At 64.0% G+C, this 14,742-nt stretch carries 13 protein-coding genes and 1 other RNA gene; 8 read left to right on the top strand and 6 right to left on the bottom strand.

Annotated elements, in window-relative coordinates; genetic code table 11:
* Positions 1 to 46: 46 nt before the first annotated feature.
* The 3 genes from hrpB (at position 47) to GWE18_RS19495 (ending at position 4,890) form a co-directional block, all read left to right on the top strand.
* On the top strand, positions 47 to 2,524 hold the full coding sequence (gene hrpB / locus GWE18_RS19505) for an ATP-dependent helicase HrpB (protein ID WP_275187322.1): 2,478 nt from the start codon (positions 47 to 49) through the stop codon (positions 2,522 to 2,524).
* Positions 2,525 to 2,761: 237 nt separating this feature from the next.
* Positions 2,762 to 3,268: a TIGR02281 family clan AA aspartic protease gene (locus GWE18_RS19500; RefSeq protein WP_275187348.1), complete on the top strand. Its 507-nt coding sequence runs from the start codon at positions 2,762 to 2,764 to the stop codon at positions 3,266 to 3,268.
* Positions 3,269 to 3,390: 122 nt separating this feature from the next.
* Positions 3,391 to 4,890 (top strand): phosphomannomutase/phosphoglucomutase, encoded by a 1,500-nt coding sequence (locus tag GWE18_RS19495; RefSeq protein WP_275187321.1) that lies wholly within the window; start codon positions 3,391 to 3,393, stop codon positions 4,888 to 4,890.
* Positions 4,891 to 4,998: 108 nt separating this feature from the next.
* On the opposite strand, the gene GWE18_RS19490 is transcribed toward GWE18_RS19495, so the two are convergent.
* From GWE18_RS19490 to GWE18_RS19475, 4 genes are all read right to left on the bottom strand, one after another.
* Positions 4,999 to 5,499 (bottom strand): Lrp/AsnC family transcriptional regulator, encoded by a 501-nt coding sequence (locus GWE18_RS19490; protein WP_247834171.1) that lies wholly within the window; start codon positions 5,497 to 5,499, stop codon positions 4,999 to 5,001.
* 68 nt (positions 5,500 to 5,567) lie between these two features.
* Positions 5,568 to 6,530 carry a sugar kinase gene (locus tag GWE18_RS19485; protein WP_275187320.1) on the bottom strand — a complete coding sequence of 321 codons (963 nt, stop codon included), beginning with the start codon at positions 6,528 to 6,530 and terminating at the stop codon, positions 5,568 to 5,570.
* 80 nt (positions 6,531 to 6,610) lie between these two features.
* Complete coding sequence (gene nudC / locus GWE18_RS19480) at positions 6,611 to 7,561, bottom strand: NAD(+) diphosphatase (protein ID WP_275187319.1); 951 nt, start codon at positions 7,559 to 7,561, stop codon at positions 6,611 to 6,613.
* A gap of 3 nt (positions 7,562 to 7,564) precedes the next feature.
* On the bottom strand, positions 7,565 to 7,990 hold the full coding sequence (locus GWE18_RS19475; protein ID WP_057852536.1) for an HIT family protein: 426 nt from the start codon (positions 7,988 to 7,990) through the stop codon (positions 7,565 to 7,567).
* A gap of 247 nt (positions 7,991 to 8,237) precedes the next feature.
* On the opposite strand from GWE18_RS19475, the gene ffs reads away from it, so the two are divergent.
* The 5 genes from ffs (at position 8,238) to GWE18_RS19450 (ending at position 11,690) form a co-directional block, all read left to right on the top strand.
* Positions 8,238 to 8,334, top strand: an RNA gene (gene ffs / locus GWE18_RS19470) — signal recognition particle sRNA small type.
* Positions 8,335 to 8,444: 110 nt separating this feature from the next.
* Positions 8,445 to 10,289, top strand: coding sequence for a DNA polymerase III subunit gamma/tau (locus tag GWE18_RS19465; protein WP_275187318.1), 1,845 nt, complete (start codon positions 8,445 to 8,447; stop codon positions 10,287 to 10,289).
* Positions 10,290 to 10,313: 24 nt separating this feature from the next.
* Positions 10,314 to 10,634, top strand: coding sequence for a YbaB/EbfC family nucleoid-associated protein (locus tag GWE18_RS19460; RefSeq protein WP_275187317.1), 321 nt, complete (start codon positions 10,314 to 10,316; stop codon positions 10,632 to 10,634).
* 1 nt (position 10,635) lies between these two features.
* Entirely contained in the window at positions 10,636 to 11,241 is a 606-nt protein-coding gene (gene recR, locus GWE18_RS19455) for a recombination mediator RecR (RefSeq protein WP_057852534.1), read from the top strand.
* Positions 11,242 to 11,264: 23 nt separating this feature from the next.
* Positions 11,265 to 11,690 (top strand): hypothetical protein, encoded by a 426-nt coding sequence (locus GWE18_RS19450; protein ID WP_275187316.1) that lies wholly within the window; start codon positions 11,265 to 11,267, stop codon positions 11,688 to 11,690.
* A 153-nt stretch (positions 11,691 to 11,843) separates the two neighbouring features.
* Here the strand turns inward: GWE18_RS19450 and GWE18_RS19445 are convergent, their stop codons facing one another.
* Positions 11,844 to 13,205 (bottom strand): MFS transporter, encoded by a 1,362-nt coding sequence (locus tag GWE18_RS19445; RefSeq protein WP_275187315.1) that lies wholly within the window; start codon positions 13,203 to 13,205, stop codon positions 11,844 to 11,846.
* A 175-nt stretch (positions 13,206 to 13,380) separates the two neighbouring features.
* Positions 13,381 to 14,589: a DNA recombination protein RmuC gene (rmuC, locus tag GWE18_RS19440; protein WP_275187314.1), complete on the bottom strand. Its 1,209-nt coding sequence runs from the start codon at positions 14,587 to 14,589 to the stop codon at positions 13,381 to 13,383.
* Between the last annotated feature and the right edge of the window lie 153 nt (positions 14,590 to 14,742).

The following is a 14,742-nucleotide window of genomic DNA, read 5'->3' as shown; positions in this document are numbered from 1 at the left end:
TCTCCCACAAGGGGAGAGGGGAAAGCGCCAATGATGCGAGCCGTAATTGCCCCGCAGCTTCGCTACGCCCCTCCCGATCGACGCCGTGCTCGATGAACTCGGGCGCACACTGGCGGCAACCAATGCCGCGGTGCTGGTGGCCCCTCCCGGCGCCGGCAAGACCACCCGGGTGCCGTTGGCGCTGCTCGACGCGCCCTGGCTGAGAAACAAGAAGATCATCATGCTGGAGCCGCGGCGGATCGCGGCGCGGGCCAGCGCCGAGCGCATGGCGCGGACGCTTGGCGAGCGCGCCGGCGAGACCGTCGGCTATCGCGTTCGCTTCGGCTCGAAGATATCGCGCGCGACGCGGATCGAGGTGGTCACCGAGGGAATCTTCTCGCGCCAGATTCTCGACGATCCCGAACTATCCGGCGTCGCCGCGGTGCTGTTCGACGAGTTTCACGAGCGGTCGCTCGATGCCGATCTGGGCTTAGCGCTGGCCCGCGATGCGCAGACCGGCCTGCGCGAGGATTTGCGCATCCTGGTGATGTCGGCGACGCTGGACGGCGCGCGGGTCGGCAAATTGCTCGGCGACGCGCCGGTGGTTGCCAGCGAGGGCCGCGCCTTTCCGGTCGAGACGCGCTATCTCGGCCGCAAGGCGGATGCGCCCATCGAGCGGCAGATGGCTGATGCAATCGCAACCGCGCTGCGCGCCGATCCCGGCTCGGTGCTGGCCTTCCTGCCGGGCGCTGCCGAAATCCGCCGCACGCAGAATTTTCTCAGCGAGCGGGTTCATGATGCGAGCGTCGAGATCGTACCGCTGTTCGGCGCGCTCGACGCCGCCGTGCAGGACCGCGCCATCGCGCCGGCGCCGAAGGGCCAACGCAAGGTCGTGCTGGCGACCTCGATCGCCGAGACCTCGCTGACCATCGAGGGCGTCCGCATCGTCGTCGATTCCGGTCTCGCGCGGGTGCCGCGTTATGAGCCAGACATCGGCCTGACGCGGCTGGAGACGGTGCGCGCCTCGCGCGCCGCGGTCGATCAGCGCCGCGGCCGCGCGGGCCGTACTGAGCCCGGCGTGTGCTACCGGCTGTGGGACGAACCGCAGACCGCTTCGCTCGCGGCCTACACCCAGCCCGAAATTCTCTCGGCCGATCTCTCCTCGCTGGTGCTCGATCTCGCGGAATGGGGCGTCAGCGATCCCGCGACGCTGGCGTTTCTCGATTCGCCACCGGCGCCGGCCTTGAAGGAAGCCAATAGCCTGCTGCACGAACTCGGCGCGCTCGATTCGGACGGCCGGATCACCGCGGAAGGCCAAAGCTTGCGTGCGCTGGCGCTGCCGCCGCGGCTGGCGCGCATGATCGTGGATTCGCACCGGCTGGGGACGGGCGAGGAGGCCGCCGAAATCGCCGCCATCCTGACCGAACGCGGCCTCGGCGGCGACAGCGTCGATCTCGACCACAGGCTCGACCAGTTCCGCCGCGACCGCTCGCCGCGCGCCAGTAGCGCCCGCAGTCTCGCGCAGCGCTTGGCACAGCAGGTGGCGGCGACGGAAGGGCCGTCCGGCGAGGATACCTCGCCCTCCACCGGCACCATGCTGGCGCTCGCTTTCCCCGACCGCGTCGCGCGCAATCGCGGCAATGGCAGTTTCGTGCTCGCCAATGGCCGTGGCGCCGCCGTCGAGCAGACCTCGTCGCTGGCGCGCACGCCCTATATCGCGGTCGCCGAACTGACCGGCACTGCAGCCCAGGGGCGCATTCTGCTGGCGGCGCCGATCGCGCAAGAAGATATCGAAACGCGCTTTGCGGACCAGATCGAGGACACGGAGGAGATTTCGTTCGATCGCAGCGCCATGGCATTGCGCGGGCGCCGCAAGCGGACGCTGCATGCGATCACGCTGTCGGAGGTACCGGTTGCGCTATCGCCCTCGGCAGAGACCGCGCGCATCTTCGCCGCGGGTTTGATTGCCGCAGGACTCGACAAGCTGCCGTGGTCGAAATCCCTGAAGCAATGGCGCGACCGCGTGATGTTCCTGCGCAAGGCGGAAGGCGATAGCTGGCCCGATCTGTCGGATGCGGTACTCGCCGCCGACGGCGAGAACTGGCTGGTGCCGGCGCTATACGACAAGACCTCGCTGAAGGAGCTTTCCCCCGGTGATCTCTCCGACGCGCTGATGGCGCTATTGCCGTGGGAGTTGCGTGCGCGGCTGGAGCGCGAAGCGCCGACGCATTTCGAAGCTCCGACCGGCACAATGCTGGCGATCGACTACGAGGCCGAGCAGGGTCCGACCATCGCCGTGCGCCTGCAGGAACTGTTCGGGCTCAACACCCATCCCTCGATCGCCAAAGGCGCCGTGCCGCTGGTGCTGGAGTTGCTGTCCCCGGCGCAGCGCCCGGTGCAGGTGACGCGCGATCTTCCGGGCTTCTGGCGCGGCAGCTATGCGGCCGTGCGCTCCGACCTGCGCGGCCGCTATCCCCGCCACCCCTGGCCGGAAGACCCGGCGACCGCGCTGCCGACCCGGCGGGTCAAGCCACGGGGGACGTGAGGGCACTAGAGTCGTCATTGCCGGGCTTGACCCGGCAATCCATCCCCTCTGAGAAAGTCATCTATCGAAGATTGACGGATACGCGGGTCGAGCCCGCGTATGACGGCCTCGCGTTAACGCTTCACTCATCCTTTTCGCGAAAATGGCGGCCTTGGCCGCCTCCGTTAGTCGCGGCTTGGCGGCCGGCGTGGTGATATCGGCGGTCTGGTAAGCGAGTGTGGCGTAATGCGTAACCTGATGATCCTTGCCGCCGCTCTGGCCGGCCTCGGCACCTACATGGCGCAGATGGCGGACCAGATGTCGCCAGCGCCGGCGTCCGCCAGCGCATCGCCGAAAACGGCTCCTACGCAAACGGTCGCGCAAGCCTCCTCTGGTCGTAGTCTTAACATTCCCCGCGACGCGCGAGGCCATTTCCAGACCGACGGCCATATCGACGGCCAGCGCGTCAACTTCATGATCGACACCGGCGCCTCGCTGGTGGCGCTGAACGAAAAGTCCGCGGCGCGCTTTGGCCTGCGTCCCTCGCGCAGCGACTACAACGCGACCGTCACCACCGCCAACGGCACCATCAAGGCCGCGCGCACGCGGCTTGCCATGATCGAGCTTGGCGGTCTCGTGGTGCGCGACGTCGACGCCGTGGTGCTGCCGGATGAGGCGCTATCGGAGAACCTGCTCGGCCTGTCGTTCCTGTCGAAGCTGAAGCGCTTCGAATACGCCAACGGCAGGCTGGTGCTGGAACAGTAAGGTTTCTCGGTTACCAATCCGCCGCAATTAGCCGCCACAAAGCGCGGTCCCGTCTATCGCCGGGCCGGCGCATTCGCTAAGGCTGCGGTGTTCCCTCGCATTTTATTTGACAAGGCCTCCCCATGTTCCCGAAGCCCAAATCCATGCTGGTTCCGAATACATATGAGTTCGAATCCGGGCCGATGGTGAAGGCAACCGGCTTTCGCGAATACGACGCACGCTGGCTGTTCGAGAAGGAAATCAACCTGATGGGTATTCAGGCGCTGGGCATGGGGCTCGGCGCACTGATTACGGAACTCGGCGTCAAACAAGAAATCGTTACCGGTCACGATTTCCGCGGCTATTCGGCCTCGATCAAATACGCGCTGATTTCCGGCCTGATGGCGGCGGGATGCAAGGTGCATGACATCGGACTTGCGGTGACGCCGATGGCCTATTTCGCGCAGTTCGATCTCGACGTGCCCTGTGTCGCGATGGTGACGGCGTCGCATAACGACAATGGCTGGACCGGCGTCAAGATGGGCGCCAACCGTCCGCTGACCTTCGGTCCCGACGAAATGACACGGCTGAAGCAAATCGTGCTCAACGCCGATTTCAAGAACAAGGCCGGCGGCTCCTATCAATTCCACGAGAACTTTCCGGCGCGCTACATTGCCGATCTCACCAAGCGATCAAAACTCAAGCGCAAGCTGAAGGTCGTGGTCGCCTGCGGCAACGGCACGGCCGGCGCGTTCGCGCCTGGCGTGATGGAAGCGATCGGCTGCGAAGTGATTCCGCTCGATACCGAGCTCGACCATACCTTTCCGAAATACAATCCGAATCCCGAAGACATGGAGATGCTGCACGCGATCCGCGATGCGGTGCTCAAGCATAAGGCCGATGTCGGCTTAGGTTTCGACGGGGACGGCGACCGCTGCGGCGTGGTCGACAATACCGGCGAGGAGATCTTCGCCGACAAAGTCGGCGTGATGCTGGCGCGGGACATGTCGGCGATCCACAAGGATGCGCAGTTCGTCGTCGACGTGAAATCGACCGGCCTGTTCGTGACCGATCCGATATTGCAGAAGCAGGGCGCGAAGACGGCCTACTGGAAGACCGGCCATTCCTACATGAAGCGCCGCACCAATGAGATGGGCGCGCTGGCAGGCTTCGAAAAATCCGGCCACTTCTTCTTCAACAAGCCGTTCGGCCGCGGCTATGACGATGGTCTCGTGTCGGCGATTGCGATCTGCGAGATGCTCGATCGTGCGCCGGACAAGTCTATGGCCGATCTGAAAGACGCGTTGCCGAAAACCTGGTCATCGCCGACGATGTCGCCGCATTGCGCCGACGAGGCGAAATACGGCGTCGCCGACGCCGTGGTGAAGCACTTTGAGACGCTGCAGAAGAAGGGCGATACGGTTGCGGGCCAGAAGATCCGCGATCTCGTCACCGTCAACGGCGTGCGCGTGACCGTCGAGGACGGAAGCTGGGGCCTGGTGCGGGCGTCATCGAACAAGCCTGAGCTGGTGGTGGTGGTCGAGAGCCCGGTGAGCGAAGCGCGCATGCGCGACATGTTCGAGGCAATGGATTCCGTGCTGCGCACGCATCCCGAAGTCGGCGAGTACAATCAGAAGATTTGAGGGAGTGTCATTCCGGGATGGTGCGAAGCGCCAGACCCGGAATCTCGAGATTCCGGGTTCGATGCTGCGCATCGCCCCGGAATGACGGCCATTATCGCTGAATCTGCCCTACGCCGCCGGCACCGGCAGCGCCGTCACCGACTTGATCTTCTCCATCGCAAAGCGCGAGGTGACGTTCTTCAGCGGCACGGCGCTGATCAGCTTTTTGTAGAACACGTCGTAGCTCGCCATGTCGGCGACCACGACGCGCAGCATGTAATCGACATCGCCGGCCATCCGGTAGAATTCCATCACCTCGGGCATGGCGCTGACCGCGCTAGCGAAGGTTTTTAGCCAGGCTTCGGAGTGATCATTGCTTTCGACCGAGACGAACACCGAAATGCCGAGCCCGATCTTGTTCTGATCGACCAGCGCTACCCGGCGCAGGATCACGCCGTCGGCCTCCAGCCGCTGGATCCGCTTCCAGCACGGCGTCGACGACAGACCGACCCTGTCCCCGATCTCGGCAACGGACAGGGAGGCATCCTCCTGCAGCACGGTCAGGATCTTGCGGTCGATGGCATCAAGGCGGCGGTTGGCTTCAGGGAGCTGAACGGCTAGATCGGTCATGAGAAGAATGTTCCATATAAAAGGTTCTATCCCCTCATATATAGAAAATTCTTCTATAGCAAGCCCCGCTAGTAACCGGCCGAAGTCTGGTCTGCGGGCTGACCATGGCTCAAAAACTCTTCAACTTCAGCACGTTGGGGGGCTGCGAAGGCGCCGCCGAAACGGGTGCATTTCAGCGCTGCGGCGGCGGAGGCGAATCGAAGCGCCTGCCGCAACTCCTGTTTTTCGGTGATGGCCAGGGCGAATGCGCCGTGGAACACATCGCCGGCACCGAGGGTGTCCACCGTATGCACCGGGAAGGCCGGGGTTTCCTGGATCTCCCCGTTCTCGTCGAGCCAGATCGTGCCCCTCGGGCCCCGGGTTCCCGCCAGGAAGGACGGGGTCAGTTTGGCGATTTTCTTCAAGGCCTGGGCATCGTCGGTAACATCGGCGGTTTCCTGCAGCGGCTCGCTGGAGAACACGAGGTGCGTGGAGGCGTTCAGCAGGCCTTCGCGGAGCGACATCGCCCGATCGACGTCCACGACCACGGGAATGCCGCGGCGGACGGCCTCGGCGCAAAGCTCGGTGCAGAATTCCGCGCAACGGCTCTCGGTGAGAATGGCGGCGCAATCGTGCAGCAGCGTATCGAAATCAGGCAATTTCACATGCCACAAGTTCGGATCGCGGAACGTAACGATCGTGCGCTCGCCGGAAGGGTCGATCATAACCGCTGATATCGGCGTCACCAGCCCCGGCATGTGAATGAGGTGTTTTGTTTCGATGCCCTCATGCGCCATCTGCTCGAAGATGAAACGACTGGACATCTCCTTGGAATCACCCATCGGCCCACAGATCGAGGCTCGGCCGCCGAGCCTCACGATGCCAATCGCGCCATTCAACGCGTTGCCGCCGCAGATTTCGTCGAAACCTGTCGCATTCTCCTTGGAACCACGGCCGGGGACACCGGGTGTGTTGAAGGTAAGGTCGCGCACCGGCATGCCAATGCAGAGAATCCGCGGCGGGATTTTGGGCGCATTGTCTTGAAAGTTCATTTGGGGATCCGTCATGTTGGCTCCGCCCTCAGCCGGAACCAAGGTCCCGAGTTAATCGACTGGTCCATGGACGGTTCCCGCTATGCGCCGATGTCTTTTCCCCCATGCACCCAGCGTCCGATCAGATGGTGCGCAATCGCGAACGGATGCGCCGCAAATAAGCCGTCAGGATGTTCGCGCCGGTGCATCAATGCGACCTCGTCCCGGCTGAACCAGCGCGCGTCCTCGAGTTCGGCGCGGTCCACCACGATATCCTCGTTGAGCGCACGCGCGGAGCACCCGATCATCAGCGATGACGGATACGGCCATGGCTGCGTCATGTAATAGCTGACATCGGTGCAACGGATGCCGGATTCCTCGAAAATCTCCCGGCAGACCGCATCCTCGATGGTTTCGGCCGCTTCGACGAAGCCGGCCAGACACGACCACATCCCGGCCATGAACTGTTTCTGCCGGCCGAGCAGGCATCGATCGCCGTGTGTGACCAGCATGATCACGACCGGATCGGTCCGCGGGAAATGCTCGGCCTTGCAGCTCGGGCACTCGCGCTTCCAGCCACCTTCCTTCATCGCCGTGCGCGTGCCGCAATTGGCGCAGAAGCCGTGGCGCTGATGCCAGGTCACCATCGATTTCGCCATGGCGATGGCGGAGAGTTGTTCGGGCGGCACCGTGCCCTGCATCGCCATGCCGCGCAGTTCGGTGACGGCGACGTCGTCGCGCGTCATGAGCTTCTCGACGGCCGTGGCCGAAATGCCCATGCCGAAAATCGGCGCGCCGTCGCGCAAGCCCAAAAAGATCGTGCCTGGATTGGCGCCGAGCTTCACGGCCTCTTCGACGCTGAGCAGCGCGCGCGGCCCATTCGCCTCCTGCCTCACCAGAAGCGAGTCGCGGTAGATCACATAGGCGCCGGCGTTGCGCTGGCCCTCCAGCGCGAACAGTTTTTCGTCATTGGTACGCAGATGCGCGGCGCGATCCAGAATATGAGTGACGAAAGCGGGCTTCCCCAGTGGATACTTGTCGAATGCGGACATCTTTCAACCCAACCAGATCTTGCGGCGAAGCGCGTTGATGAAATTCTGTACTTCCTCGGCGTCATGCGCCAGCGGCGGCATCACGCCCCAGACCGGGCGCGGCCAGGCCGCATCGCTAGTGCGCCGCGCGATGACGTGGACATGCAACTGCGGCACCAGATTGCCGAGCGCCGCGACATTGAGCTTGTCGCATTTGGTGATTTCCTTCAGGGCGCGCGAAACCCGGGAGATTTCGGCCATCAGCTGCGCCTGCGCGACCTCGTCGAGGTCGATGATTTCCACCGCACCCTCCCGGCGCGGCACCAGCAGCAGCCAGGGATAGTGCGCGTCCTTGATGACCAGCACCTTGCACAGCGGCAGGTCGCCGATGTCGATCGTGTCCTTTTTGAGCTGGGAATGCAGCGACCAGGCGGAGGCGTCAGAGGGCATCAAGAGTTCCCATGCCCGATCCATGTCGGGCCGATAAAAGTGCCTTCTGTGGGCACTTCAGGTTTCATACCAAGGTGTCATCATCCGCGAAAACGGATGATCCAGTACGTTGCAGCCCCTTCCGTTTTTACTGTTAGGCCGCGGCGTACTGGATACCCCGCCTTCGCGGGGTATGACAGGGAAACGCGGAGTATTACAGGGAAAGCCCCGCTTGCTTTCCGGCCCTTTTGGCCCCAAATAAGGACCGGGAGATTGGCGGTGGACGAGCCACTCGCCAACCGGGTCAGGTCCGGAAGGAAGCAGCCCTAACGAGGTTCGGATCGGGTCGCTCGTCAGTCTCCTACCTGTTTTTCGAGCGAATCGCGCAAGGAGGGCGGAAAGGTCCGCGCCTTGCGGCTGATTTCGTTCCTTTCCGCAAGCCGGCCCCGAGAGACAATCAATTGCGGATCGACCGATGAGTGATGCTGGCGCTCCCCCCGACAAGTCAGACGGCGCCGGCCAGAGCGGTTTCGAGCTCGGCGGCCAGGACGAGACGGCCAAGCCTTACCGGGTGCTGGCACGCAAATACCGCCCTTCCAGTTTCGACGACCTGATCGGCCAGGAGGCGATGGTCCGCACCGTTTCGAATGCGTTCGAAACCGGGCGAATTCCGCAGGCCTGGATCCTGACCGGCGTCCGCGGCGTCGGCAAAACAACCACAGCGCGGATTCTTGCCCGCGCGCTCAACTACGAAAAGCCTGATGGGTCGGTGAAGGGGCCGACCATCCACATGCCTGATCTCGGCGTGCACTGCCAGGCGATCATGGAAAGCCGGCACATGGACGTGCTGGAAATGGACGCCGCATCCCATACCGGCGTCGACGACGTCCGCCAGATCAATGACAGCGTGCGCTATGCGCCGGCCAGCGCCCGCTACAAGGTCTACATCGTCGACGAAGTCCACATGCTGTCGACGGCGGCTTTCAACGCGTTCCTGAAGACGCTGGAAGAGCCCCCCGAGCACGCCAAATTCGTGTTCGCCACCACGGAAATCCGCAAAGTCCCGGTTACGGTGCTGTCGCGCTGCCAGCGGTTCGACCTGCGCCGCGTCGAGGCCGATGTGCTGATGGGCCACCTTTCCAACATCGCGAAAAAGGAAGGCGTCGAGGTCGAGTCCGAGGCGCTCGGCATCATCGCGCGCGCCGCGGAAGGCTCGGTGCGCGATTCGCTCTCCCTATTCGACCAGGCGATTGCCCATGCCGCCGGCCCCGTGCGGGCTGACGCCGTCCGGCAGATGCTGGGTCTGGCCGACCGCACCCGGGTGATCGACCTGTTCGAGCATCTGGCGCGCGGTGATATCGCCAGCGCCTTTGGTGAATTCCGCAGCCAATACGACGTCGGCGCGGATCCTGTGGTGGTGCTGTCCGATCTCGCCGAATTCGTCAATTTCGTCACCCGCGTGAAGATCGTCCCCGCCACCGCCGACAATGTTGCGTTCGGCGAAACCGAGCGCGTGCGCGCCCGCGAATTCGCCGCGAAACTTTCGATGCGGGTGCTGTCGCGGATGTGGCAGATGCTGCTCAAGGGCATCACCGAGGTGCAGGCCGCGACCCGGCCGGCGGCGGCTGCCGAAATGGTGCTGGTGCGCATCGCCTATGTCGCCGACCTGCCAACGCCGGACGAAGCGATCAGGATGCTCGACCAGAACGGCGGGGGAGCGCAGATTGCCTCCGGCGGCGTAGCGCCGGCGCGTGCCGCGCCCACCACACCGGTATCTTCAATCTCTGCCGCTTCGCCGATGCGGACGCCTGCATCGCCCCGCTCCGGCGCGGAAGCGTCCGCGCGCCCGCAAATGGCGGCGCCGTCGGCCCAAACCGAGTCCGCGCCGGTCCTGCGGATCACCACCTTTCCGCAGCTCGTGGCGCTGGCCGGCGAGAAACGCGATATCCTGACCAAGACGGCACTGGAATCCGATATGCGCCTCGTTCGTTTCGAGGACGGGCGGCTGGAGGTTGCGCTGGAGCGCAACGCCGCGCGGGGGATGGTCAACGAACTCTCCCGCAAGCTGGAACTATGGACCGGGCGGCGCTGGACCGTGATCGTCTCCAACGAGGCCGGCCAGCCGACGCTGCGCTCGCAGAACGAGCAGGCAAGGAACGAGCACGCACGTGCCGCGGAGGCCGATCCGCGCGTGCAGGAGGTGCTGACGCGATTTCCCGGCGCCAAGGTGGTCGAGGTGCGCCGGCTTGCCGCCGAGCCGCCGGAATCGGATATTATCGCTGAAGACTTGAACGAGACTTCCGACGGCGACGACGACTGATCGGACTCTCGAGAGGACGGATAAATGGCTGATTTTCTCGGCATGATGAAGCAGGCAGCGGAGCTGCAATCCAAGATGCAGGCGATGCAGGAAGAGCTCGGCAATCTCGAGGTCGAGGGCATTTCCGGCGGCGGGTTGGTTGCCGTGCGCATGACCGCGAAAATGGAAGTGAAGGGCGTGAGGATCGATCCGTCGCTGATGAAGGCCGAGGAGCGCGAGGTGCTCGAGGATCTGCTGGTGACCGCGCACAACGACGCGCGGCGCAAGGCGGAAACCGCGGCGATGGAAAAGATGCAGACGCTGACCGGCGGGCTCGGCCTGCCGCCCGGACTTGGTCTCGGCTGAAATGGCAGCAAGTGTTGCCGGCCCTGAAATCGAACGCCTGATCCAGCTCCTGGCACGCCTGCCGGGCCTCGGCCCGCGCTCGGCGCGGCGCGCGGCGCTGCACCTGATCAAGAAGCGCGAGGCGCTGATGACGCCGCTTGCCGGCGCGCTGCAGGTCGCGATCGACAAGATTCAGGTCTGCAAGACCTGCGGCAATATCGACACGCAAAATCCCTGCACGGTGTGCACCGACCCGCGGCGCGATCCCTCGACCATCGTCGTGGTCGCCGACGTCGCTGATCTCTGGGCGCTGGAACGGGCGAACGCGACCAACGGCCGCTATCATGTGCTCGGCGCCACATTGTCGCCGCTCGACGGCGTCGGTCCGCAGGATCTCACCATCGACGCGCTGGTGGCCCGCGCGCACGAATCACAAGTCGGCGAAATCGTTCTGGCGCTGAACGCGACCGTTGATGGCCAGACCACCGCCCATTACATCACCGATCTCCTGCAGGACGCCAACGTCAAGGTAACCCGGCTTGCCCACGGCGTACCTGTCGGCGGCGAGCTTGATTATCTCGACGAAGGTACGCTATCGGCTGCCATGCGGCAGCGAACGCTATTCTAGCCAACATAACGGAACTGACCGACATGACGAAACCACGATTCGGCAAGCGCTCTTGTTTTGTGTTCATGATGGCGGTGGCCCTGGCTGCCCCTTCCGCGTGGGCGCAACAGGCCGAGCCGGCGCCGAAGCCCGGCAAGCCGATCAATGCCGGCGACGTCCTGTCCGGCGAGCTCAACGCCATGAAGGGCGGCAAGAAGAGCAAGCGCGCCGCGACCTACCAGATCACCAGCGAACCGCGCCGGCTGCCGCCGCCGAACGGGCTCTGCAATCTCGAAACCGGACCTGAGACTTTCCAGCTCGTCACCAGCAGCGACGCCCAGGCCGCGCAACTGAAAAATTTCATCGGCAAGGAAATTTCCGTGAAGGTCGACGAAGTCGCCTGCGCGCAGGACGCCGGGCAGATGAGCGAAGCCGTCATCACCAAGTGGAGCGTGGTTACGAAGCATTGAGTTAGTCTGCGCTGGAATCTTTTGGTCGTCCCTGCGAACGCAGGGACCCATAACCACGAATGTGTGTGGTTAGAATGCGCTGGAGCTCCATTGGAGTTCAACAATCGGGATCGGTGGGTATGGGTCCCGGCTCAAGGCCGGGACGACAGAGAATTAAACCCTTACCGTCCCCACTGCCTCAAAATGCCCCCGCCGCTGCAGCCAGGCCAACAGGATCAGGCTCGGCACCGCGACCAGGACGGAGATCACGAAGAACAGCGGCCAGCCCGTCGTCTCCGCCACATAGCCGGCGCCGGAGGACAAATAGGTGCGTCCGACGGCGGCCAGGGCGGTGAGCAGCGCGTACTGGGTCGCGGTGTGCAGCGGGTTCTGGCACAACGCCGAGAGATAGGCGACGAAGATTACGGTGCCGATCGCGCCAGTTAAATTTTCCGCCGAGATGGCGGCCGCCAGCGCCCATTGATTGACGCCGACATAGGCAAGCCACGCGAACACCAGGTTGGAGATCGCCTGCAGCACGCCGCCGATCCACAGGCTTGCGACCAGCGAATAGCGCCGCGCCAGATAGCCGCCGGCAAATCCGCCGATCAAGGTCGCGACAAGGCCGACGCCCTTGACGATGGCGGCGTAGTCGTTGCGCGTGAAGCCGAGGTCGATCACGAACGGCGCGGTCATCGTGCCGGAAAATGCGTCGGTGAATTTGAACAGCACCACGAAGGCCAGCGTCACCCAGGCATACTTGCGGGCCAGAAATTCAGAGAACGCGCCGACGGCCGCATGCATGACGCGCGAGAAAGCTGCCTCGCCGCGGGTCTTGGCCTCCGCGCGCACCGATTGTTCGGGCTCGGTGGCGGCCAGCGCGGTGATGGTGCCGATCAGCACCAGCGCGGCCATGACAACATAGCCCCACATCCACGCCGCGTTGCGGCCGATGCCGGTGTCCTCGAACGCACTCACCAGGAACAGTACGCCGGCGGTCGATACCAGCAGGCCGATCCGGTACGCCGCGACATAGGAGGCCATGCCGGCGGCCTGTTCGCTCTCGGGCAGGCTTTCGACGCGGAACGCATCGACCACGATGTCCTGCGTGGAGGACATCGTCGCGACCAGCAGCGCGCCGAGCGCCACGAACAGCGGCGAGCGCGCCGGGTCGGTCAGCGCCAGCAGCAGGATCGCGCCGATCAGGAGCAATTGTGAGAACACCAGCCAGCCGCGCCGTCGGCCGAAAGCGCGCGTGAAGACCGGCACATGCAGCGCATCGACCAGCGGCGCCCAGACAAATTTCAACGTGTAGGGCGTGCCGACCAGCGCGAACAGCCCGATGGTGCCGAGATCCACGCCGGATTCCCGCATCCATACCAGCAGCGTCGATCCTGACAGTGCCAGCGGCAGGCCGGACGAAAACCCGAGCATCAGCACGATCAGCACGCGCGGCTGGAGGTACACTGCCCAAGCATCGCGCCAAGAGGGGGCAGGCGTTGCTGTTGCGGAGGATGTGGTTTCAGGTGCGGTCATGCAGGGGTGTTAGCAGAGATTCGGTGCCACTTCCCCTCTCCCCTTGTGGGAGAGGGTGGATCGGATGAGCGTAGCTCATTCGAGACGGGTGAGGGGTCTGTCTCCGCGGAAAGAACCCCTCATCCGCCTTCCCTTCGGGAAGGCACCTTCTCCCACAAGGGGAGAAGGGAAGAAACTATTCCCCCGCCTGCAGCTTGCGTGGCACCGGGAACAACTCGGCTGTTCCGCCCTTCACCACACGCGGAGCTTCCACCGGCGCATCCGTCTTGCTGAAATCGAGTTCCTCGATCCGCCCGGCGCGCTTTTCGATCTTGTCGGCGGAGATCAAAATCTGTCGCACATCCTCGTTGACGTCGCCAAAATGCTTTTGCAGCTTGAGCACGCGCTCGCGCAGGCGGCCGAGATCGTCGCCGAGATTGAGCACTTCGGTGCGGATCTGGTCGGCGGCATCGCGCATCCGCGCGTCTTTGAGGATCTGCTGCATCACCTGGATTGCCAGCATCAACAGCGAGGGCGACACCAGCACCACGCGGGCGCGATAGGCCTTCTGGATCACGTCGTCAAAGCCGTCATGGATTTCGGCATAGACCGATTCCGACGGCACGAACATCAGCGCGGTATCCTGGGTCTCGCCGGTGATCAGGTATTTTTCCGCAATGTCGCTGACATGCTTCATCACGTCGTTGCGCAGGCGCTGGCTGGCGAATCTGCGCTCCTCGTCGGTGCGCGCGTCGTGCAGCGCGGTCATCGCTTCCAGCGGAAATTTCGCATCGATACAAAGCGGGCGCTGATCGGGCAGGAACACCACGCAGTCCGGCCGTTTTCCGGTCGAGAGCGTGTACTGGAACTCGTAAGAGCCCTGCGGCATGCCGTCCTGCACGATCGCTTCCATCCGCGCCTGGCCGAACGCGCCGCGCGACTGCTTGTTGGCGAGCACGTCGCGCAGCGTTGTGACCTGCGACGTCAGGTCGGTGAGGTTCTTGTGCGCATTGTCGATGATGCCGAGCCGCTCATGCAGTACGCGTAGGCTATCCATGGTATGGCGCGTGGTCGCTTCCATCGACTGGCCGACACGGTGCGTCACCGAATCCAGCCGCTCATTGACCGCGCGCGCCATCTCGGCCTGGCGGCCGGCGAGCGCCTGCGCCATCGCATCGACCCGGCCGGTCGATTCGCTCTGCGCCCGCAGCATTTCGCTCAGCCGCTCTTCCAGTTCGTCGGCGCGGATCGCCTGCGCCATCGCCAGTTCCGCGCCGCGGCGCCCCGAGCGGGCGATAACGATGGCAATGGCAAGCAGCAGCACGAGCGCCAGCGCGCCGAAGCCTGCCAGCGCTTCGCCGGCGTGAATCGGCAGATCGCCGACGATGAAAAGGATTTCGTTCATGTCAGCCTTGTAGCCCGATTCGGTGCCATTCGCGAACGAAGAGGGAACATTTATGGTAAATGATGGACTAATTTTCGTGGTTAACGCGGCCTTAAAAATCATGGTTAAGGCCGCCTTAACGGGCTCCTGGGCGCATTGACCCCGGCAAATCAG

The organism is Bradyrhizobium sp. CSA112 (assembly GCF_029051645.1).
Lineage (GTDB): Bacteria > Pseudomonadota > Alphaproteobacteria > Rhizobiales > Xanthobacteraceae > Bradyrhizobium.
The sequence above is the reverse complement of the archived record's forward strand: the minus strand, read 5'-3'. Positions and strand labels throughout refer to the sequence as shown.